Below are 23,070 nucleotides of genomic sequence, written 5' to 3'. Positions count from 1 at the left end.
AAGGCTGAGAGCCCCTGTAGGGCTCTCTGAGGGCACGAGAGAAGGGCGCCGGTACTCCGGCGCCCTTCTGGCGTTTCAGTCGTTCTGTGGAGCCCGTAGCCCCACGTGACCCTGTCGCGATGTGGTCACCATGCGGACCCGTATCGGGGATCAGACGGCCGTTGTCGGCACGGAACTGGTGAAGCCGCTATGAGGCTTCCTGAGTCGGCTTGCCAGGCAACGTGGGCAAGGCCGGATTGGACAGAGCCACATGGTGATCACAGAGGGCATTGAGTGCCCGTGACAGCTTCCGTGCGTGAGCGATACCAGCGGGCAAGCCGTGCCCCTGGACCAGGTCCAGCCGTTGCCTGGCATCCCCGATGCAGGCGAGTGCGCAGTACCGGGGGATGTCCTCCCTGGAGAGACGCTGAGCCAAGATCTCTACCTCCGGGATAGCCAGCATGATCATGCCCCTGAGAGTGAGGATCAGGGTCTCCAGCTCTTCCCACGTGGGGAGTTGAGCGTCCGGCCCGAGAAGCCTGAGGGACGTCTCTCGCATGGTCTTGATGTCCAGGGGTGCCTGTGTCCGCTTCTCCGGAACGGCGGGCAGAGCGCTACGGTTCGTCATGGTCGACTCCTAGCTAGTCGGCTAGCCCCGGATCACGCTGCATGTGGTCCGGGGCCTTTGCGTTCAGGGGCCACGCGCACGCGTGACCAGACCGAGCGTCCGCCCCCTGAAGGGACGTATCTCGTCCATGGGCAGGGACACTTGAGGTGTCTCGGGGCTACCTTGGAAAAAGCCCAAACGTCCTCGGGGGAAGCCTTGAACACATCGCTACGACAAGCTATGGACGCTGCGGATCAGTCACCGCGCCGGTTGGCTGCCCGCATCGGGGTAACCGGGAAGACCATTGAGCGCTGGTTGGCGGACGCTGATCTAGTGCCCCATGCTCGGAACAGGCAAGACGCTGCACAGGTGTTGGGAGTAGATGAGGAAATGCTCTGGCCCAAAGCCGTCAGGGAACGGATCAAGACGGGTGGAGACCTGGAGATCGTTCAGTCCTACCCCTACCGCTCTGCGGCCCCTTCCACCCTGTGGGCAAGCTTGATCGAAGAGACAGAAGATGATCTCTTCCTGAGCGGATACACGAACTACTTCTTCTGGACGCAGGTCCCCGCCTTCTCTGCCCTCTTGCGCCGGAAGACCAAGTCTGGTGTACGCGTGCGGTTTCTCCTAGGTGACCCAAACGGGGAAGTCACCCGACAGAGAGAAGTCATTGAGGACGTTGCTCTAACAGTCTCCACGCGCATTCACATGACGCTTGAAGAGCTAAGACGCCTAGGAGACCTAGACGGCTTGGAAGCGCGCTTCAGTGCGGCTGAGGATGCGGTGAATCACGTGTCTCTCTCGGTCTTCAGGTTTGATGACCACTCGCTAGTAACTCCCCACCTAGCTAGGCTAGTTGGACACGACTCTCCGTTGATGCACCTCCGGCGAGTCAAGGAAGGCGGCATGTTTGACCGCTTCTCCGAGCATGCAGAAGAGTTGTGGAGTCGTGCAGTGCCGATCGGCTGAGCGGCTGGAACACAAAAGAGGGAGAGGCCCCGCCCACTGGGTCTCTCCCTCTAGCTATGTGAGGGCTACTTCATTCACCCAAGTTGAGAGCACCAATCACGCGCATAGCTACCTCTACCGGTGTTGCGTGTGGGTACTCGGCACGAATCTTCTCGTACATGTGGTTCTCGTATGTGTCATGTGCGAAAGCGTCAAAGTCGTCTGCGTACATCGGTCTACTCCTAGTGTATGTGTTGGCTTCACCCTCTTTCGTCGCCTAGACCGGCTTGTTCCTTGTTGCTAATAGCTATTCTATCAAGAACTTGATAACACGCTTTCGGCTACTCTCGTACAAACGATAAGGCCCCTGGGGGACTGGAGTCCCAGGGGCCTTCTCGCTTGTTACCCTTACCGAAAGGATGCCTACAGCTTACCAAACAAACGGTTACCCGCTTTCGGCTACGCAACCACACCAAGAGTTATCTGTGCGCGCTTCTGATTAGCAATCAAACCTACAGTGTGCCGGATTCGAGGATAGACGTTCTTGTAGACGCACCTATCACATGCAGGTTTACGGGAACGGGCGTGATGGTGCTTACACGTTGTCTCGGCTCGGTAAGCCTCCCAAATACCCTTTGACCCCTTGGTGAGGTATTCCTCCCGTCCAGGATTAATGTCTGCGATCTGTACATCTGCGTACCCCATCAACTTCCTACCTGAGAGGGTTAATGGCTGAAGGGCTACTAACGGGAGCTTGAAGCGCCGTGCAGCCAACTCAGCAACCAGGGTTAACGCGTAGCCGTAGCCCTTACCTCTGTACTCCTTCGCGACATACAGAGCATCGATACCAATCCTGTCATCTTCCAATGGCCTTAGAGTGAGGAAACCTGCTGGTGTTCCATCGGTGTGAGCCAACAGATAAGTGGGACCCCAGAGAGATAAGCAATCCCCTGGCTGTGGATTCTCAAGAGAACGCTTGATGTCCAGATCAGTCAGAATATCTAGGTGTTCTGGGTTGTCGATATCAACGACGACTATCTGATGCGGAGGAAAGGCTAATGCCTCTAACTCGTCTAATAAGTCATCTTCACTCTTCATGGATACTCCCTTAAAGGGGCCTGGATACCAGGCCCCATAGTGAATTGGTTAACGGACACGCAGAATGTTTGTCTTGAGTCGGACACCGAACCACTTGGCTGGCTTGTGGTAGTCACTACCTGTCCTCTTCAGCTTGTACTTCTCGGCAAGCATCTTGTTAAACGCTCGCTGCCCCTTCAGCTGATCACTGTTCCGGCCGAATTCTTCCTCTACGTAAGTCTTGTAGGCTCCGTAGACGTCAGAGATAAGTGCGGTTGCATCCTCGTTATCCTGGTCAATCTCTACACAGGCACTCATGAACCCTGCCTCTGCATCGTTCTCTTCCAGAGAGGCGGTTGCGGCGGCTTCTAGGTCTGCTGGAACCTTCAAGCCGTGCATAAGGTAGTCGCGCGTACCCTCAAGAACCCAGTTGAGAATCCCAGAGGCTTCCTGGTTGTAGAAGTACTGGTCTACTCGCGCATGGTCCATGCTGCGGAAAGAGTCCCAAACCATTCCAGGCACAATCACGTCCCAGTTGACGAGAAGGAAACGACGCTTCATAGAGTTGTCGTTGCGCATCTGAGGGATGTGGTTAGTACGAATCCAGATGGTGTACTTAGGTGTGAAGTCGAAACCAGTCTCACCCTTGCGCTCGGTGTGGATCTCATCACCTCCGGTGTGCTCCTTCAGTGCCTCTTCATTCAGCTTGTGTTCACCTAACTCATCGAAGTAGACGATTCGGTTACCCGTCCAGTTGGCAGCGTCGAAACGTGCTGTAGTGCCGCTACCGGCCTGGAAGACTCGGGTAGCTCCCTTGGTTACGTACGTACCTAGGACAGCGTGGAGAACCTGAAGGAAGACACCCTGTCCAGCTCCACCAGCACCCTTGTTCAGAATGAAGACCTGTTCACGGACTTCCCCAATAGCACTCATTCCGGCGAGACGCTTTAGGTAGGCGCGGTGCTCAGGATCCGGCATGACGAATTCTAGGAACCTTTCCCATTCAGCACAGGTAGCGTCTGGGTTGTATGCCGCCCCAGTGATCTCCGTGCAGAGATAAGAAGAGTCATGCGGTAGAAGCTCACCAGTAGTCAGGTTTACAACACCAGTTGGTGTGTTGATCTGGTACGGGTCCTTGTCAAACTCATCTACAGAGCAGTAGAGAGCTTCACGTCCCGGAAGACGCTGAACAGTCTGATTGACTGCGTAGGTGGACCTCTGCTTCTGTGCCCAAGAGACGAATGCTTCCCTGTGTGTCTTCTTGTCCTTCTTCCCCTTCTCGGAAGCTGGGTAAGAATCTGCGCTGTAGAAAGGCCCCTCAGTCTTAGCGATGTTCTTAAGGACGTCTTCCACCACACCAGAGACGCGAGACTTAGTGGCTGGTAACCAGCGGGTACTGTTCCACATGAGGAACTGTTCCCTGTCAGGGTCATAGCGAAGGATGTGTCCTGCGTGGAAGATGACTCGGTCTGCATTACCAAAGTCGTCCTGAGTGAATGCAGCCACAATGGAGCGGTCATCAGAAAGAGCGTCGTCTAGGGGATCAGGGTCAGCTAAAGCTGCCCGCATACCCGAGTCAATGGACTTCAGAGAACGGCTCTGGGGGTGGTTGCCTTCCTCGCACGCGTCTTCCAGGTGAACGTGTGCGTCTTCTTCGTCAAGTACGCCATGGAAGACCAGAGAGAACAGAACGCGAGACGCTGTGTAGATCAGGTTATTCTGATCACCATCCTTGGCACTACGAACGCGGTCCGTCCAGTAGTCGACAGTCTTCTCTACAAGTTCAATCTGACCCTGAGTCAGGTTGGCAGGGTTGTACTCCTGACGCTGGTTCTGGCTCAGAAGCCGGGATGTTGGATCCCACTTCTTACTGGTCTGGTAATCCCAGATCTTGTCTAGAAGCCACTGAGGGGCAGTCTGAGGCTCCATGGTGTTGACGGCTGTGTACGCCTTACGTACACCCTCAGCGTCTGTGTAATGGGATGGTGGAACGATGTGGTATCCACCACCGGCCTTAATGTCGATACCAGGCCACAGCTTGTTGTGAATGCTCTGGAACTCAAAGTCAGGCATCTTGAAGACGAGATGAAGACCCGTGGAGGGGGAACGGTTGATCTCAGTCTCAATCTCGCCGTGCTCCTTCACGAGAGTCTTGTAAGAGCCTTCTCCTCCATTCTTGGGGTCATACTCCATTACGAAGATGCCGGTAGAGCTTCCGGTAGGTACACCAAGAAGCGTGCACTCTGGGTGCTCTTCAAGCCACTTAGAAACCTGGTCCAGGTCATCAGTAGCGGCGTAGAAGCCGTGGCAGAGCCCACCAGTCTTAAGGCACTTGCATACAGCGCGGTGAGCGGGTGTGGTTTCTCCCCTGCATTCATCGCAGTTTGCGTAAGGCATCTTGTTACCGGCGATGAGGAATACACTGCGACCCTTGGCAATAAGTACCTTGGCCCCTGCTAGTAAGTCCTGTGAGTTATTCATAGCGCTTCTGTCTCCTTAGGTAATCGCGCTGGTGCTACTTGGATGGGGTACCTACGTACCCAGGTGGGTTGATGTTGTGCTTCTCTAGGTGGGCCCGTAATGCCTGCCTGATCACTTCCGAGATGGGGACTCCCTGAAGGTTGGCTAGGCATGTCGTCTCGTCTGCCATCCACTTAGGCACTCGGGCCTGAAGGGTGGGGTCATGAGGAGCGACGTTCATGGTTCTTCTCCGATCTGTAAGACATGTGTAGTAACGAGAGAAGGGAAAAAGAAGGGCCGGAAGACCGGCTTCTTTCACCTTCCCCTTAAGAATACCGGCACATGAGAGGACCGAAGGAGGCAACTCGTCAACCTGGATTGACATGGTCCAGAAGTCCAGATGTGCGGGAAAGGGTCCATGCACGTCTAAGGAGTGCTAGGGTCCACGGACAAGGCATCAACAACACAGCACAGTGGGGGTACCCAATGGCACAGAAGCCGGTAGTCGTCACGGAAGCCGAGTGGGAGAAGGACAAGGAGAACATTCAGCGCGTAGAGACTCCGCTTCCTGGCTTCCCTGACGCTCAGCCGCTGGTCACGTACTTCAAAGTGGAGTACGTAGACGACTTCACGGAGAAGGCGGCTCCCGGAGGAACCGAGAGCGTTCCGCTCCTGGTGCCCGTGGAGAAGGAGCGCGAGACGACCGAGCTGGACGCAGAAGGTGACACCGTTCTGAACGGCGACGGAACGGCCAAGATCGTCACCGAGAAGTACTGGGACTTTGAGGCTCGGGAGCTTGACCTCTCAGACGCGTCCATCAAGAAGCTGGTAACGGCCCTCAAGCCGTTCTACGACAAGTCACGTGAGCGCGTTGTATCGGCGACTCCCCGTGTGACTGCTTCCACCTCGGGTGGTTCCGGCCACGACCTGAACGCGATTCGCGCTTGGGCTCGGGGTGCCGGACATGAGGTCAACGACAAGGGCCGAGTGGCTAACCGGATCATTGATCTCTACTACACGAACAACCCTGGGGTGAAGCGTCCGGACGCTTCATAAGCCGTCTGGGGACGCTAAAGGGGCTCGGTCTTAGGACCGGGCCCCTTTGCTGTGTCCGGCTGCTGTAGGGGTACTCAGAGCCCTTGTCGGCACAGGGCAGACGGCTTGGTCCTGGTGCTTGTCGGCAAGCCGGATTCCATGATCACCCGAAAACGGCCGGCTGTAGGAAGTTGATCTTGAAACTCGCAGGTCAGACCGTGTGCGGTGATCTGACTACCCGTCAGATGACGCACTGTCAGGTGAACGCTCGCTAACCCACCCTGGTAGCCGGTTGGTGGTGGGGAGGGCTACGGGCCAGAGTCCCCTTCTGCGGACGGCTGATCCTGTGTTGGCTCCGAGCTGGTGTCTGCTGCCTCCCGTCGCTGGTGCTTGGGGTTACAGGGGCAGTCAGGGTTCAGGCAGGCTGCCCAACCGGGCATGTAACGCGGTTCAGACGCACTGCCAGGGTTGGCCCTGTGCCATTCCACGTAATGCTTGCGCCAACCGCACTCACGGCACCTCGGCCGCAGGTGGTCACGCATCTCGTGAAAGGTGAGCCCGCGTCTCTTGGGCATACTCCAACGCTACGACTGGACCGGGACGGATGCGCGTCACCAGGAGCAGCCGGAGAGAGCCCTCAGACGGCCGGAGAGAGGATCAGACGGAAGCCGGTAGCCGGATTACTGGCACGGCACCTGTTGAGCGTCCTGTGTGCGCTTACGGAGTCTTCTCCATAGCCGATGGTGAACCAACGGCCCTTGGACTGCTGCTGAATCCTGTACGGGGCTCCTGGTGGCACGAGACTGCTGGTGCCCCTTGCCTTCTCCTTATTGTGCGGACGGCATAAGCCGTGACCCCAGTGAGGTGCTCGGCAACCTGGGAAGGCACAGCCGGTTGTAGAAGGCTTGGTGGTCCTTAGGGGAGTAAGCGGCTTTCCCTTGCTCTGCTGTGCGTAGTGCCCCATACAGAGGGCTCGGGCACGTACTGGCTTGGAGCACTCAGGGAATGTGCAGAGGACTGCTGTGTAGGTGGGGGTGATGGTGGACATTGTGTGCGCTCCTTTCCGAGGACGCGATTGTTTAGGCAGAGCTATAAGTCTAGGTCTGGAGACCTGTTTCCCAGTCGGCTACTCGATGGGGAGAACGGCAGGGGTCTTTCCCCCGGGAAGTGGGGGACTACCCCCTGTAATGCCCCCTGCGTTTGTGCAGGTCAGAGAGCTGGTGGGGGGAATGAAAAGTTTCCCCCCACTACCCCCTGTGACAAAGTGCAGGTCAGAGTACTTGTCGGGGGGAAACTGCGTTGGGGAGAGTCATTCGCTCTCTGCCCTCTATTTCTCTCTGTTGCCGACTGTGTTTCTCTTATACCTTCTTTTTCTTTCAAAGTTTCCCCCTTTCCCCCCATAGAGATAGATAAGTACAGGTCAGAAGGTGTTTGAAGGCGGGGGGAAACGAGGGGGGAAAGGCGGGGGAAACGGGGGAATGAAGCTGAGGGGTTTCCCCCAGAGGGTTGCGGAGGATGAGTGGTGCAAGTTGTCCCGGAGAAGGAAAGCCAAGCTCAGGGTTCTAGTTTAGACATTGTCTAAGTGTGCTTTAGGGGTTGCCCACTGTGGTTTGGGGCTTTGGCTTTATCCTGTAGTCGGGGCTTGATGGGTGCGTGAATAGGCCGTACCCCCCTGTTTTGTGTGTGTCAACCCCATTTTGCAATCTTTTCCATGATCTTTTTGACATTTTGCCTTGGTTTGCACTGCAAATCCAGCAAATTCCCCTTTGTTTCCATTAATCAATTCAATTCCCGCCTTTTCTTCTAAAGGGGAATGCTTATGCACCCCTATTCGCTCTATTCATGAAAGGAATTCCAATGGCTAAGCAGTATGGAAAGACCGGTAATCCCGCACAGCGTGCGGATATGCGGGCTAAGGCTTATGCAATGTCCCTTAAGGGGATGACTAACGGCGCTATTGGTGCTGAGTTAGGGGTTAGTCGGGAGACTATCCGCACCCTGTTAGCCGAGTACATTGCTGAGATCTCTGTACCCATTGCCGAGAAGGCTAGGGCCGTAGAGCTGGACAAGCTGGACCGCATTGAGGCACTGGCCTGGAAGCTCCTGGAGGACCAGCACGTAGCCTTCCAGCATGGCAAGGTAATCACGCTTGACGGCTCTCCTATCGCGGACACAGAGCCTGTCTTCAAGGCTATTGACCGCATCCTGAAGACCAGTGAGCGCAGGTCAAAGTACCTAGGTCTCGACACCCCTGTTAAGACTGAGCACACCGTAACCACTTCATCTGTGGTGGACGCATCTATCCTGGCTTTGGTAGCCGAGATGGAAGAGAAGAACCAGGAAGACCGAGAGCTATCCGAGTAATTCAGGGACGGCTATTCACCTGGTTATGCAGAGCCCGCATGGTTATGTATGCAGCCTTATGCGGTCACCCTCAGTGAGATGTGACGATACTGAACGCAGGTAGCGTCAGTAGTTGATCAAGCTCTGACCTGCATCTATTGCATGATCGTTTGTGTCTCACACACATCTCTCACACACCCTCTTGCCGACACCAGGGCGCCGGTTACTCAGTCACTGAATGTGTCCGGCGCTTAGGCCGGACGTCTCCCCGTTTATTCATTGAACGTTGAACGGCTTGATGAATAAGGGAGCCGACTCATTGTCAAGCCCTTTAGGGATTTGCTCTGAATTCACCGAGCAAAGTAGGTGGGGGGTACACATAGAATTGACAATGTACATGATCATCGGGACTACCCCCATTCCAATCTCTAAGCAGTGGGAGGAATGAAAACTTAGGAGAAGTGATGGACCCAATCCTTGCCAAGCACATGAAAGGACTGGACGCAGAGGCTTTAGCCACTAGTCCGGAGTACAGGCGTGCCGTCTGTGCACGAGACCCCATCAGGTTTGCCCTCATCTACTTACCGGATTCCGTGCGTGACCCTGATACAGGCGTCATCTCCTTCTCTCCGGTGCATGAAGAGTGGGCGGAGCTAGCAAAGACTTGGGACCGGACCACACCTAAGAAGATTGCCGAGAACAGGCATGCCTTTGTGGCCCCTCGAAACCTCGGTAAGTCCACCTGGTGGTACCTGGTACTGCCCCTCTGGTGGGCTGCCTACGGATACAGCCGCTTCACAGTGGCTTTCGCCAACGCGGACCACCAGGCACAGAACCACCTGCGTACCTTCAGGAAGGAGCTGGACGAGAACGAGCGTCTACGGGAGGACTTCCCCGAGCTGTGCCAGCCAAAGAGGCGTATCCGTGGCATGGCCGATGGAGACTCGGCCGGAGCCCGCTTCTGCGGCAACGGCTTTGTGTTCATCGCTAAGGGAATTGATTCCCAGAGTCTTGGAATGAAGGTGGGCAACCTCCGGCCGGACACCATCGTCCTGGACGACTTGGAGCCTGACGCAGCGAACTACTCCGCCTACATGAAGAACCAGCGTCTGACGTCCGTCATCAACGCCATTCTTCCGCTCAACAGGCTGGCGAACGTGGTGTGGACGGGAACGGTCACCATGCACGGATCATGCGTGCACGACATGGTGAGGCATGCCAAGGGGGAGTCCGGCGCCGAGCTGGAGTGGGTCTCTGAGACGCGTTTCCAGGTCCACCACCACAAGCCCTTCATCCAGGACCCCCAGTCCGGCACAGAGGCGTCTGTGTGGCCTGGTAACCCCATTTTCGACCTGGACGAGATGAACGACGCACGCCACACAGCGGAGTTTAAGTTGAACTACGAGAATGACCCGATGGGTGCGGCCGGACTCCTGTGGAGCCCTGGTGACATCAAGTACGCGGACTTTGAGTGCATCGGTACGTACATTTCGATTGACCCGATTGTCTCCAAGAACAACATGAAGTCTGACCTGACTGGTGTTGCGGTTGTCGGTGCAGCCATTGACCCAACTACCGGCGCACGTAGGGCACTTGTGAAGTTTGCAGCCGGAGTACGCATGACCGGTAAGGACTTGAAGCTCTACATTGAAGGCATCATGACGGCTTTCCCGGAAGCCTCCCTTCTCCTGGTGGAGACCAACCAGGGTGGAGCCCTCTTTGAAGAACTCTTTGAGGATCTGCCGATCACGGTAGAGACGTACCACTCAAGCGAGAAGAAGGAATCCCGCGCGGGAAGGCTTCTCCAGCTCTATCAGAACCGTCCCAACCCTCTGGTCTTCCATGCAGAGAAGTTCCACCAGGCGGAGACTGAGATGTTCACTTACCCGAATATGGGTGACGACATCACGGACGCTATCGGGGGAGCCGTACTCCGGTGGGTCAAGCCTGAGCAGAAGCGTAAGGCGCGTATTCGCATCAGGCATCAGGGCTAAATCTAATGCCGCTTATGGATCTGAATAGATACCGTATAATCCTGTGAGAGTGGGTATTGAATAGCAATGCCCAACCTCTTTTGTGACTCCGGAGATTAGGAGCCGACGCGGTCGGCTCCTAAATGATCTTCGTTGAGGGAATGCCGGCTCCGAAAAGCCGCAGGTCAGAGCCCTAAGCGCTTGTCGTGAGGGCTCCCACACCCCCTCCCGTAAGCCAACCGGCCCGGAAAAGTCCCCGGTGACTGCCCTCATGTTTCCGGGCCGGTTGTCCACTCGATAAAGCAGCCAGGTTCGGCGCGCACTCAAATAGCACAACCAATTCAGAACTCCAGTAGCCAAGCTCGGCAGATAAGTGGAGGTCCAAAGCACTCAGGATTAGAGGAAACAATGAGCACACCAGTAGAGCCACACTTAATCGGTCTAGAGACCCTGCATGCCGACTATTTCGAGCTAGTCAATGCCCGCCCCGCTTACGAAGAAGCTGAAGCTTTCTATTGCGGCATGGTGGAAGAGTCTTACAGCAGCCCTAAGGTTGCGCGACTCCTGGCTAAGTTCGGGCTGAACGACTTCCCGTCATTCAACTTGGCTCACATTGCTGTTGATGCTGTCATTGATCAGCTTCACCTGAACTCGGTGACCACTGAGGACAACGCATTAGACAATGTCCTGGATGACCTCCGAGACGCTAATGACCTTGATGAAGAGTTCCCAATCCTTATGCAGAACGCGGGGAAGTTTGGGGACTCATACCTGTTCGTATGGCCAAGCACGGATGACAGTGGAAACACTGTTGGTGTCCGTATGGAGCCGCAGGACCCACGGGTAGCGCGTGTCTTCTACAGCATCGAGAACCCAACGGAGATGGCTAGGGCTATCCAGAGTTGGGAGCTTGGCTCCGGCACAAGCCTTGTGGTGCGTGTGAACGTCTACTACGCAGACCACATTGAGCGCTGGTTCCATAAGGGCAAGGTTCCGAAGAACCCTAAGCAGGCTAAGTGGGAGCCCTTCACTGAAGACGGCTCTCCGGCCTTCATTCAGAACCCTTTCAACCAGGTGCCCTACTTCCACTACCGCACGAGTCGCCCATACGGCATCCCTCTGCACAAGAACGCGTACGGACCACAGCTAGCCATCAACAAGCTGGTGACGTCCCACCTGGCGACGGTCGACTACCAGAGCTTCCCTCAGCGCTATGCCCTGGTGGACCCCACAGCCGACAAGGCAGGCTCTCAGACAGGCGACTTTGACCCTGAACACCCCCTAGACGGCTTGGACCCTGAGGACTCGGGAGAGAGCCAGCTAGACGCGTCTCCATCGGCCGTTTGGGACCTGGAGGGTTACAAGACAGTCGGGCAGTTTGACGCATCAGACCCGAGCGTCTTCCTGAAGCCTCTTGACCGTTACATCAAGGTCATGGCTCAGGCAACTGAGATCCCGTTCCAGGCTTTCGACTCGACAGGCGACGCTATTTCAGGCGAGAGCCGCCGCGTAGCCAATGAGCCTCTCTATGTACGCGTGGAGAACCTACAGAGGAAGTTTGGTTCCACTCACCGTAAGGCTTACCAGTTTGCTCTAGAGGTTCTCGGCGAAGAAGCCGGAGACTTAACGGTCAACTGGAAGCCAGTCCGGAACATCAATGACCTCAATGGCATTCAGATGCTGCTTCTCAAGAGGCAGCTTGGTGTGCCGAATGACGTCCTTCTCGCAGAAGCCGGTTACAACTCGGCTGACATTGACTCCTGGTTAGCTCAGGCGACACCAGAAGAAGTAACACCTGTTACAACCCAGAATGAAGCACCGCAGTAGGCGGATAAGGGAGATAGCAAATGACTGACCTAATCACTACCGAAGACAACGATAACGACGACGTCACCGACGTTGAAGCCACTGAAGACGAGTGGACTCCTCCCACCCGTGAAGAGTGGGAAGGCGTCTTAGCCAAGAAGAAGACTGCCGATTCTGAAGCAGCCTCGCGTAAGCGTTGGCTCCGTGATCTGGGATACGACCCAAAGACCGGCGAGAAGCTCACAGACGTCTCTGAGACTGGCTCTGATGCTGCTGCCAAGGAAGACGTCCAGACGGACGCTGCCAAGCCTGCACAGGTCGACACAGCAGCCATCGAGAAGGCGGCTTCTGCTAAGGCAACCGCACGAGTAATCAGTCTGGTTGAAGCCGGAGTAGACCCAAAGAGTCTGGATCTGGTTGACAGGCTGATTGACCCTGATGAAGACCTAACCGCTCAGCTTGAAACGCTGAAAGAGAAGGCTCCAGGTCTTTTTAAGCGTCCACGTACAACCAATGTTGCGGACGCATCCGCTGTAGGGGCCGGAAGCAAGAAGACTCCTACTGGTACGGCATCAACGGATTATCGCGAGAAGCTTGCAAAGAGCATTCTTGGGCGTTAGTCCCTGATTCCTAACTGAATAGCAACAAGTATGCCGAGTGAGGCGAAGGAGGTTCCTATACCAAAACTCTTTTAAGGAGAGCCTTACAATGGCTGCTAATGATATGTCTGACTGGATTCCCATTGAGTGGGATTCCGCTGTAATTCAGCGTGTACTCAAGGCTTCGGCCATTGAGGCAACCGCTAGCCGTACCGGCATGACTACCAGCACTAAGCGTATTCTCCGTGCTGGTGACTTTGATGTAAACACCGGTACCACCTATGTAGATGACGACTCTGACCTTGACTACGTGACTCTTACTGCACGTCGTTTCATGGGTAAGACCGTTCTTGAGGAAGATGACCTTAAGGACGCTGAGTCTATTGTTGACGTAATCGGCCAGCGTGCTATGGATTACGCCAACTCTTACGCTACCTACCTGGACAACGCTTGCGTTGGTGTAACCGCTTCTGAGAACGGCACTACCGTACCGTTCACTTCTATCTACAAGACTGTTCGCACCAACGGTGCCAACGGAACTTCTGGCTACGTGGCTGATGCCAACTACGTGAACTGGAACGGTGCCGCTTCTGGCGCTTACAACAGCCTTTCCAACACCCTGAAGCTTGTAGAAGTAGGCGACTACTTCGATGAGGCAAACGCTCTCATCATCGCCAACACTGCTTTCCGTGACGTACTCCGTCAGGTGAAGGACAACAACGGAACCCCAATCTTCGTACAGGGACAGGGAACCGATTCCGGCCAGCCGGACACCCTGTTCGGTATTGAGATCTTCTGGAGCCGTGGCGCTAAGACCTCTGCCGTAGCCGGTAGCAAGCCAGCCGGTAACCCACTTCTCGTATTCGTGGGTGACCGTGGACTTCTTAAGCTCGGTGTCCGTTCTGGTCCCGAGACCATCGTTACTCCGGCTGATGCTCAGAGCAACACTGACCAGACTGCCCTTAAGCTCCGTAGCCGTCGTGGTTTCGCGCTGGGCAATGTCTTTGGTGCAGCCGTTCTTGAGAAGACTGGCTGATCCAACTCCTAGGGGCGGGTACATCTCCCTGCCCGCCCCTAGGGCTTTCACGTACCTAGAAAGGTGGTGCGGAGAATGAGTTGGGCAACCACAGCAGAAGTACTAGCTATTACCAGGATCATGGTTTCTGAGGATGACCTCACAGCCGCTCAGTTCCTCATCGAGATGTTCGCTGAGACCACTGAGGATTCAAACGACTTCATCTCTTCTAAGAATCTCCGCCTACTGAAGTTGGCCGTTGCCTATCAGGCAAGTTGGATGACCGAGCATCCGGACGTCTACGTCTCTATGGATCTCACATCCGCTAACCAGGACGGAATGTCCTGGACAGTAAACAACCCTCAGGCAGGGGTTCTAGCACCTCTAGCAGGCATGGCTATTCGCCGCCTGTCTTGGAGGCGTAACAGGAGTATCAACCTCCGTCCTGGCAGTGCACGCAATAGGAACTACGTCCCTCGTAATCTCGATTCAGATAACGCGGTCATTGATGACTCGCGTACTGACTGGCGTCCTTTGGGATAAGGGAAAGGACGTACAATGATCTTTAGGTGCAATACCAGGGTAACTATTCTCGGTAGCACTACCAGTGTTGACGAATGGGGAGACCTAATCGACAACGACTCGGTTGTAGCGAGTGGTATTCCTGCTTCGCTTACTGAAGTCGCGAACACTGCTTACTCTGAGAACTCCACTCGCCCCCGAGTCATCCGGGGCGGGATTTGCCGACTCTCTTCCGCGCACGCGAATCAGGTCACTGACAACGTGCGTATCAGGGACGAGAAGACCGGCTTCACATGGATTGTGCTCAGTGTGACCTTGCCTAATGACGCAACGGGTCACATGCCAATGCACATCCAGGTTGAGCGCTCTTAGCGCACTTGATACCCCCTTGGGACAACCAGGGGGTCACTCACTAATCAGATACCAGATGCTCAGCCGGACAACGGCAGGGATCTACCTTTCCTACGCAGTGCGCTAGGGGTATATCCCTCTGCCCTGCGTTCTTTTTATGCCTAAGGAGGGTTGGAAATGGGACGTGTTGAATGGGAACCAGACTGGGAAGCCAAGATTGACCACTCTGTTTCCGACTTCCTAGAAGAAGTCGCTAAGGACGTCCTTAAGGACATGCAGGTTTATGTACCTAAGGACACCGGACGTCTTCTGAATGACCTTGACTACGAGGTTCATGGACTCTCGGCCCGTATCGGTGCCAAGACAGCCCCTTACGCGTACTACGTGGAAGTTGGCACAAGGCCACACCTCATCACCCCCAACGGTAAGGGTGCACTTTCTTGGGAGGGTGCGGAGCACCCAGTGAATGAAGTCAACCCCCACCCAGGGACTACCCCAACCAACTTCATGAAGAAGAGTCTTTACAAGTCCAGGGGCGGTGCCTGATGGCTAACCAATTCGCTCAGGCTGAGTCTGTAGCCGTCGCATGGCTGAAGTCCTTAGGGCTTACCGCCGTAGCTACTGAAGTCCCTGAGGACTCTGGTTCTTGGTGGTCCACCGGCTTTGTTCAGGTGGAGAAGACAGGCAGCGTGATTAACCCTCACGTGAAGCTACGGAACAACGTAATCACCTGTCATATCTGGGCTGCACGTCAGGACCGCAATAAGCAGAACGCTCCTTACGGGCAGGCTAACCAGATCGGTGAACTCATCGTAGATGCCTGCTTTAACGAGAGCTATCAGCACTGGGACACAGTGCTCTCGGCTTCTCTCGGCTCCATTCCAGTACGGGTTATCAACGTCTCTCTTCTCCAGGACCCAACAAAGGTTCCTTCAGATGACGCGCACATGGCCCATTACGTGATGGACATCCAGATTACTTGGGTCCAGAAGGACTCTTAAGGGAGGTGCGGCTATGACGCACACGGTGGATCTGACGATCCGACCAGGGTGGTTCATCGAAGTAGATGAAATCACATTCAAAGACCTGAAGCGGCAGGGACTCATTAACTCCGAGTATGCCGAATTGAAGGAAGTTCCAACACCCAAAGAAACCCCGCGCTCTAGGAAGGGCTCGGCTACAAAGAAAGAGGTGGACTCCAAGTGAGTGTTACCGTTTCCAACTTAGTTCAGGGTCCAGCAACTCTCTACATTGCCGCTTTTGGCACTTCAGAGCCAGTGGACTCCACTACTCCTCCAGCTTCTGCCTGGTCTGACCTCGGTGGAACTACCGATGGTACTGAGATCACCATTAACCAGGAGTACAAGGAGCTTGAGGTAGACCAGATCGTAGATGTTCCAGGGCGTCGTCTGGTTAAGCGTGACATGCAGGTTAAGACCAACATGGCTGAGCCAACCCTTAAGAACCTTAAGTACGCGCTTAACGGCGGAACTGTTTCTTCTGGTGGAGACTCTTACGTTCCTGCCAACAACTCTTCTGCAACTCAGCCAACCTACATGGCTCTCCTCATCGACGGATTCTCTGCTGAGGGTGCTGCACGTCGTGTTGTTGTTCGCAAGGTTCTCTCTATCGACAACGTGGCCTTCGCTTACAAGAAGGATTCGCAGACGGTCTACTCCGTAACTTGGGGTGCCCACTACGTATCTAGCGTTATCGAGCCATTCCACATCATGGACGAAGCGTAATCAAACCGAGCTTTAACCAAAGGGAGATATAGAAATGACTACTGCTAACTCACGTAACAAGAAGTCCTCACTAGAGCGTAAGGCAATCGCCCTGGTAACCCCCGAGGTTCTCCAGGAAGAGCGTGTAGTCCTCTTCACGATTGATGAGGATGAGTACACAGTCCCAGCCAAGCCCCGTCCTAACGTAAGTCTGCGCTTCATGCGCAACCTGAAGGACCATGACGAGAATTACGCCATGGCTCAGCTTATGGAAGACATGTTAGGTAAGGCTGGCTGGGACGCCTTATGTGATTTCGATGCTCTTACTGAGGACGAGTTAACTCAGATCATGGATCAGGTACAGAACCTGGCTATGGGCGGAGCTGAGAAGTCCGCAAAAAACTAATTGAGCGGGCCGGAGACCTGATCTGGGTACTTGAGTACCTGGACGATATCGAATCAGACATGTCAGCCATTCACCGAGTGGACGACATTGAGGATCTCTCCGGCCCGAAGTTTTACCGTCTGGTAGTACGTCTCACTGCCTATACCGGAGTAATGCAGGCCCGAGTTGAGGCACTCCGAGATGAGGAAGAGAAGAGCGGAAACGGCTCGGCTTCTACGTCAGAGCGACCGCGTACCACCTCATCTAGTTCGGGACCAATCCATGAGGACAGTCCCGAGATGCTAAACAGCATTCATGCCAGCTCTGGCAAGACTGCCAACCTATTCAAGGTGACGAAAGTCCCGCGTAAAGAAGAATCAAACGACGCCGTATAAGGAGGTGCCCGATGCCAGTAGGATTCAAAATTGCGTCCGCGTGGGTTGATGTAAACGCGGACACGAGGGGTTTACGTGAAGAAATCAAGCGTGAAGTCCGTACTGCCACATCGGGCACTAACCGGATCAAGATTACGGCTAACCTTGATGCCACCAGGGCTAAGTCTGAGATCTCTAAGTTAGCCAAGAATCAGACCCTTAAGTTGCGTGTCTCCTTAGACAGTGCTCAGGCTAAGTCCGAGATTCGTAAGCTCGGCCGTAACGTCACCATCAAGGTAAAGGTGGAAGTTGATACAGCCGAAGCACGTCGCCGGATTGATGCTCTCGGCCGTAACCGCAGTGTTCGGCTAGGTGCAGACGTCAACTCTGCTGGTGCCTCTGCTCAGCTTGCTTTCTTGACCAGGGCTCGGACAGTCCAGATCAACACCAGGGTCAACCAGACAGTCATCAACCAGGTAACCAACAACCTGAACAGCGTGACCCGAGCTGGTGGCAGCGCTAGCCGTGCAATGCGCTTGCTCCGGCTGGTCATCCTGGGTATGGCTGTAGCCCCTGGAATCCTCGGTGCGACTGCAAGCATGCTTAAGACTATTGCCACATCTAGCGCTATCGCCGTTCCGGCCGTACTCGCACTAGGTGCGGCTTTCGCTGCTATTAAGACAGGTCTTTCGGGTGTTGGCTCTGCCTTGTCTGCTGGATTCAGTTCCAAGTCTTCCAAGGGGAGCGCTAGCGCTCAGATCTCTAGTGCACGTCAGATTGAAGACGCTAAGCGTTCTCTTATGCGTGCCCAGAGGGATCTTCAGTACACAGAAGAAGACTCTGCTAAGGCAATCGTTGCGGCTCAGCGTCAGGTAAAGGACGCTCAGCAGAACCTGAGGGACGCTGAAGTCCAGAGCGCTCAGGACCGTGCCGACGCAGCAGAGCGCGTTAAGCAGGCTCAGGAAGACCTTTCCCGCACCTATGAGGATGTGGCTCGGGCTAACGCTCAGGCAGTGCGGCAGGTACAGGACGCAGAAGACAATCTGAGGGACGCACAGGAGAAGGCACGTCAGGCTCAGGCTGATCTCACTCAGGCTCGTAAGGATGCCGCAGAGCAGCTTGTAGACCTCAACAACAAGCTGAAGGACGCTCAGCTAGACCAGCGTGATGCCGTCCTGGACCTGAAGGACGCTCAGGACGCTCTAGACAACGCTCGCATGCAGACCAACCCTGTTGCTGCTGCGGACGCCTACACAAAGGCTATTGAAGAGCAGAAGGCGGCTCAGGACGCTCTTAACGCTGTCCGTGCAAAGGGTGCCGGAGCTTCCGATATGGAGAAGGCTCAGGCAGAAGCAGCGTTTGCCAACGCGTCTTCTAAGGCTGCTCAGGCTGCTGAGAACCTTGCAAAGGCTCAGGGCGGGCAGACCTCGGCTGAGGATATCGAGCGGGCACAGCTCAACTACGACCGTGCAAAGCAGGCTCTAGAAGAGCAGACCTTAGAGACTGACAGGCTGAAGTCCCAGACTGAGGATGCCAACAAGGCAGGTGTTGAGGGAAGCGCTCAGGTTAAGGACGCTAAGGACAACATCAAGAAGGCAAACGAAGATGTAGCCGACGCTGCCCAGAAGGTAAAGGACGCAGAAGCCGACGCTGCCCAGACTGCTGAAGACGGGGCACGTCGCGTAAAGGATGCTCAGGACGCGGTATCCGACTCGGTGAAGGCTCAGGCAAAGGTCTACCAGGACAGTGCCCGTGCTATCCAGGACGCTCAGCGTCAGGTATCCGATGCTCAGCAGGGTGTTGCCGACGCGCACGAACAGGCTTCAAGGGACATCCTTTCGGCCAATGAGAACGTAGCCGACTCTGCCCGCAACTTGGCAGAGGCTTACCAGGATGCCGGTAAGGCCGGAGACAACGCGGCTCAGACTTTCTCTGATGCCATGAAGAAGCTGTCTCCTAATGCACGGAGCTTTGTTCAGACCGTTCTTGATATCGCTCCGGCCTGGAGGAAGGTAAAGCTCTCTATCCAGGATGCCCTGTTCTCTGGCTGGGATTCCAAGCTAAGGGAGTTGTCTGACCAGACACTTCCTGATGTACAGACTGGACTGACTGACACTGCCACCATCTTCAACGGCATGGGTAAGAGCATCGCGGATTCTCTTATCAACCTGTCTAAGGCTGGCACCCTCAAGAGGCTCTTCTCTGGGCTGAACGGGGCTATGAAGCCTCTTGAGAAGACTCCGGGCAAGCTGACTACTGCTTTTGCTCAGATTGGTGTAGCGGCTTCTCCAGCCTTGAAGAAGTTCACCACTTGGCTTGCCGACAAGGCAGACAAGTGGGCGGACAAGATTGGTAAGACGTTCGCCAATGGCACTCTAGAGAAGAAGATCAGCGCTTCCGTCAAGAAGATTGCCGACGCCTATAACAGCATCAAGAACAACCCAGAGTTCCAGAAGTTCCTAAAGGCTATGAGGGAACAGGGTCCGGCTGCTGGTGAGGCAATGAAGGACATTGCTCAGGCTCTTCTGAAGGTGTCCACCTCTCTCGGCTACGGCGTAGGTGCGGCTCTCTTCAAGTTGGCTCAGGCTGCGTCTCTGCTGGTTCTGGCTCTGCCTGACTGGTTCATTCAGGGACTCTTGGTGTTCGCCGGAACCCTGAAGACGCTTCTCCTTATCACCTCTGTTGCTAAGGCAGTACGTCTCTGGGTAACAGCTCAGTACGCACTGAACGGCGCTTTCCTGTTGAGCCCGCTTACCTGGATTCTCATTGGTATCGCGGCTCTGGTTGCCATCGTTGTTGTCATCGCCACTAAGACTCATTGGTTCCAGGATATTTGGGCTGCGGCTTGGGGCGGCATCAAGACGGCTTTCAGCTTCGTCTATGACTTCATCAAGAACAATTGGCCGCTAATCGTCGGAATCCTGACTGGTCCAGTCGGCATCGCCGTAGTGATGATTCTCAAGCACTGGGATTCCATCAAGGCTGGACTGAAGTTAGCTTGGGATTGGCTGAAGTCCAATGTCTTCTTCCCTATTCGCGACTTCTTCACCGTAACCATTCCGGGCTGGAGTAGCACGCTAAAGAAGAAGATCGTTGATACCTGGAACTCTTGGGTCAACGCGACTAAGGCCACCTTCCAGAGCTGGAAGGACTGGGTAACTGCTAAGTTCAACAGCTTCAAGGACAGCGTTTCAAGTATCACTAGCTCTATCCGTGATAAGTGGAAGTCCTTTGTTTCTGGGCTGAAGTCGGCTTGGTCTGATGGTTGGAATTCCATTAAGTCTAAGTGGGACAGCATCTCTAGCGCTGTGCGTGGAGGAATGTCCACCTTCTCAGACAAGATCAAGAGTACTTTCCGTAGCGCGGTTAGCGGAGTGAAGTCCATTTGGAACACTCTGGAAGGCATCTTCAAGTCGCCAGTACGGTTCCTGATCAACACTGTAGTGAACAAGGGAATCGTTGGGACGATTAACTGGGTTCTCGGAAAGGTGGGAGTCGGAAGCAAGATTCCTACTGTCGGTGTGCCTAAGGGCTTTGCCTCTGGTGGACCTGTAAGGGGTCGTGGCACTTCCACTTCAGACAGCATTCCGGCGCGTCTCTCTAACGGTGAGCATGTTCTTACCGCTAAGGACGTGCAGGCTCTAGGCGGACATGCCGGAGTCATGGCACTGCGTCAGGGTGGGGGACGCAGGACGGCTCTCATGAAGAAGGGTGTTGCTCACGCCAGTCTTGGTGGAGCCATCGGCAACTTCTTTGAGCACCCGCTAGACAGCATCGGCAAGGGTGGAAAGTGGTTGTGGGACCAGGGCGTTAAGTGGACCCGAGCCGCAGCAGCCAAGTTCGTGTCTGTAGCGTACAACAACATTGTCAATCCGATCATGGGTCACATCCCATTCGGAGGTAGCTCTAAGGCTCTCGCTAAGGGTGTGCCTGCTTACTTCAAGAACAAGATTGTTGATTACGTAAAGGGCAAGGGCGACGAGAAGCAGAAGGCAGTAGATGCCGCTAGCGGTATTGGCAACTACAAGCCAGGCGCCGGAGTAGCTCAGTGGGCTGGAGTCGTTCGTAATGCTCTGAGTCAGGTTGGTGAACCTCTTGGTTTAACCAACACAACACTGCGAAGGATGAACCAGGAGTCTGGTGGTAATCCAAAGGCTGTAAACCTTTGGGACTCCAACGCTAAGGCTGGATATCCATCTGTTGGACTGATGCAGGTTATCCGTCCTACCTTCCAGCACTGGGCGGGCAAGTATGCCCACAAGGGTCCTTTCATGTACGGAACCAGCATTGACCCGCTGGCCAACGTCTACAGCTCTATGCGTTATGCAAAGGGTGCCTACGGTTCTCTGTCTCGCGCTTACAACCGTGCAGGCGGATATGCCAATGGCGGCATGGCACGTGGTCTTTCCCTTGTGGGGGAGCGCGGGCCGGAGCTTATCAATGCCGGTAGTGGTTCTCGCGTCTCCAGTAATAGTGAGACCAGGGGGCTCCTGACTGGTGGGAACACTTACAACATTGATGTGCACATTGATGGAACCCTTGACACGACTAATCCTAGTGAGCGCAAGAAGTTCGCTAAGGAAATGGCTAGTGACATTAAGGAAGCTATCCGTAAGGATGACCTAGGAAGGGGTCGATAATGTCAACGTACGGTCCCGACTGGGGAGTTATCGCAGTTGATCGGTTCACTGTAGTCGAAAGGCTTACAGCGGACGAGAATGGTGGGGCAGACCGAAAGTTAAGCCTGGAAGGTCAGGAGTCTTCCCCACCAAGCACAACCGATGAATGCGTTAACCATCATGAGCAGATCAAGGCTATGGAAGCCGGGAAGCTGGTTCCTGTCGTCTTCACTGACAAGACTGGCAGTAATGGCTATTACACAGTCGATTCGTCTAGCTCCACTCTGACTGACTATCAGGGGGAGCTACAGACTGCTGACTGGAAGATTTCTCTTAACCGTGAGGGTTCCGAGTCGGAGGTAGATCTCCAGTCTCGTCTAACTGGTGCGGTTCGGAAGAATGACTTCAGTCTTACCGGCGAGAAGTGGCATGCTCCCTCCATTGGGCATTACGCCTACTTCACTGGTTCGAGCAATCCGTCTGTGATGACGCGAACAGGTGCTGATGGAGCAATGACGGTCTACAGGAATATCCCCGATTTCTCACCTAAGTGGGGTTGCCCGGTAGCCAGTTACAACGGCGGACGTGTCCGTGTAATCGACTACGGGCTAGTCGGCTCTGGCTCCGAGCTGGAGGGTGTCGACCGGCCGGTGGGGGTGGCCACCTGGTCACTGGGCAATGCCCTGGTGAACGTGACGCCTACCAGCTCGGCCGGAGTACTGGACGTGCAGGCGTACTCCGGGGGTGCCTGGCACTCCAAGCTATGGCGCCTGACTGTGGCTGGCTCCCCTGTAGCGGCTTGGGACTCTGCCTCTCTGATCCGCAATGACCAGGAACAGTGCATCATCCGTCTGGTGGCTTCTAGGAGCCCTGGAAGGGTCGTCCTGGACCTGACTCTCAGGCGAGGCTCCCGAGTGCTTGAGGGGTACCTCCAGAGCGGTTCTAGCGCCACCCTTGGATGTGCCCTGGTGACGTCCGAAACCAACGTGAACACATCGGCTTCCGGCTACATGACAGCCACATCTAACGATGCGAATGGAAACCGCTTTGTGTGTGGCTCTGCCCGCACGTTCACAGGTTCCACTACTGGCTCTATGACCAAGTCGTCTGCCACGTTCTTAGACTTCTTTGTAGGTGCGGTTATTGCTGGTGGATCTGCCGTGTCCGGCGACACAGCAACTGATTTGCGTAACCAGTACATCGGTGCTTTGGCGGAAAGCACACACGCAGTTAAAAGGTAAAATTGTCTAAGC

At 55.1% G+C, this 23,070-nt stretch carries 17 protein-coding genes; 14 read left to right on the top strand and 3 right to left on the bottom strand.

Annotated features, from left to right (window positions below):
- Positions 1-187: 187 nt before the first annotated feature.
- Complete coding sequence (locus tag AQJ27_RS59140) at positions 188-538, bottom strand: DUF6415 family natural product biosynthesis protein (RefSeq protein ID WP_235613716.1); 351 nt, start codon at positions 536-538, stop codon at positions 188-190.
- A 438-nt stretch (positions 539-976) separates the two neighbouring features.
- Between AQJ27_RS59140 and AQJ27_RS37255 the strand changes: the two genes are divergently transcribed.
- Complete coding sequence (locus AQJ27_RS37255) at positions 977-1,555, top strand: DNA-binding protein (protein ID WP_067378789.1); 579 nt, start codon at positions 977-979, stop codon at positions 1,553-1,555.
- Positions 1,556-1,993: 438 nt separating this feature from the next.
- On the opposite strand, the gene AQJ27_RS52995 is transcribed toward AQJ27_RS37255, so the two are convergent.
- Both AQJ27_RS52995 and AQJ27_RS52990 read right to left on the bottom strand, forming a co-directional pair.
- Positions 1,994-2,632 (bottom strand): GNAT family N-acetyltransferase, encoded by a 639-nt coding sequence (locus tag AQJ27_RS52995; protein WP_079065530.1) that lies wholly within the window; start codon positions 2,630-2,632, stop codon positions 1,994-1,996.
- A 48-nt stretch (positions 2,633-2,680) separates the two neighbouring features.
- Entirely contained in the window at positions 2,681-5,092 is a 2,412-nt protein-coding gene (locus AQJ27_RS52990; protein ID WP_079065529.1) for a phage/plasmid primase, P4 family, read from the bottom strand.
- Positions 5,093-5,557: 465 nt separating this feature from the next.
- Here AQJ27_RS52990 and AQJ27_RS52985 point away from each other — a divergent pair, with 465 nt between their 5' ends.
- The 13 genes from AQJ27_RS52985 to AQJ27_RS56665 all read left to right on the top strand — a co-directional run bounded on the left by AQJ27_RS52985 (position 5,558) and on the right by AQJ27_RS56665 (position 23,058).
- Positions 5,558-6,127 carry an Lsr2 family DNA-binding protein gene (locus AQJ27_RS52985; protein ID WP_159064491.1) on the top strand — a complete coding sequence of 190 codons (570 nt, stop codon included), beginning with the start codon at positions 5,558-5,560 and terminating at the stop codon, positions 6,125-6,127.
- 1,836 nt (positions 6,128-7,963) lie between these two features.
- Positions 7,964-8,470: a hypothetical protein gene (locus AQJ27_RS37240; protein WP_159064490.1), complete on the top strand. Its 507-nt coding sequence runs from the start codon at positions 7,964-7,966 to the stop codon at positions 8,468-8,470.
- A 443-nt stretch (positions 8,471-8,913) separates the two neighbouring features.
- A complete protein-coding gene (locus tag AQJ27_RS37235) occupies positions 8,914-10,443 on the top strand; it encodes a hypothetical protein (RefSeq protein ID WP_159064489.1) in 1,530 nt (509 codons plus the stop codon).
- Positions 10,444-10,830: 387 nt separating this feature from the next.
- Positions 10,831-12,249 carry a phage portal protein gene (locus AQJ27_RS37230; RefSeq protein ID WP_079065527.1) on the top strand — a complete coding sequence of 473 codons (1,419 nt, stop codon included), beginning with the start codon at positions 10,831-10,833 and terminating at the stop codon, positions 12,247-12,249.
- A gap of 20 nt (positions 12,250-12,269) precedes the next feature.
- Entirely contained in the window at positions 12,270-12,848 is a 579-nt protein-coding gene (locus tag AQJ27_RS56690) for a hypothetical protein (RefSeq protein ID WP_159064488.1), read from the top strand.
- A gap of 88 nt (positions 12,849-12,936) precedes the next feature.
- Positions 12,937-13,863, top strand: coding sequence for a phage major capsid protein (locus AQJ27_RS37225; RefSeq protein WP_067378776.1), 927 nt, complete (start codon positions 12,937-12,939; stop codon positions 13,861-13,863).
- Positions 13,864-14,892: 1,029 nt separating this feature from the next.
- Complete coding sequence (locus AQJ27_RS56685; protein ID WP_159064487.1) at positions 14,893-15,261, top strand: HK97 gp10 family phage protein; 369 nt, start codon at positions 14,893-14,895, stop codon at positions 15,259-15,261.
- Positions 15,261-15,716 carry a hypothetical protein gene (locus AQJ27_RS56680; RefSeq protein ID WP_159064486.1) on the top strand — a complete coding sequence of 152 codons (456 nt, stop codon included), beginning with the start codon at positions 15,261-15,263 and terminating at the stop codon, positions 15,714-15,716. The genes AQJ27_RS56685 and AQJ27_RS56680 overlap by 1 nt, the downstream gene beginning before the upstream one ends.
- 13 nt (positions 15,717-15,729) lie before the next feature.
- Positions 15,730-15,921 carry a hypothetical protein gene (locus AQJ27_RS56675; RefSeq protein ID WP_159064485.1) on the top strand — a complete coding sequence of 64 codons (192 nt, stop codon included), beginning with the start codon at positions 15,730-15,732 and terminating at the stop codon, positions 15,919-15,921.
- Positions 15,918-16,460: a phage tail tube protein gene (locus AQJ27_RS37220; protein ID WP_067378773.1), complete on the top strand. Its 543-nt coding sequence runs from the start codon at positions 15,918-15,920 to the stop codon at positions 16,458-16,460. The genes AQJ27_RS56675 and AQJ27_RS37220 overlap by 4 nt, the downstream gene beginning before the upstream one ends.
- A 34-nt stretch (positions 16,461-16,494) precedes the next feature.
- Positions 16,495-16,845 (top strand): hypothetical protein, encoded by a 351-nt coding sequence (locus tag AQJ27_RS56670; RefSeq protein ID WP_159064484.1) that lies wholly within the window; start codon positions 16,495-16,497, stop codon positions 16,843-16,845.
- 385 nt (positions 16,846-17,230) lie between these two features.
- Complete coding sequence (locus AQJ27_RS52980; RefSeq protein WP_079065541.1) at positions 17,231-21,838, top strand: transglycosylase SLT domain-containing protein; 4,608 nt, start codon at positions 17,231-17,233, stop codon at positions 21,836-21,838.
- A complete protein-coding gene (locus tag AQJ27_RS56665; protein ID WP_159064483.1) occupies positions 21,838-23,058 on the top strand; it encodes a hypothetical protein in 1,221 nt (406 codons plus the stop codon). Before AQJ27_RS52980 ends, AQJ27_RS56665 begins: the two co-directional genes overlap by 1 nt.
- The last annotated feature ends 12 nt before the right edge of the window (positions 23,059-23,070 follow it).

It is taken from the genome of Streptomyces olivochromogenes, assembly GCF_001514115.1.
Classification (GTDB): Bacteria; Actinomycetota; Actinomycetes; order Streptomycetales; family Streptomycetaceae; genus Streptomyces; species Streptomyces olivochromogenes.
This window is presented reverse-complemented; position numbering and strand designations above follow the sequence as displayed.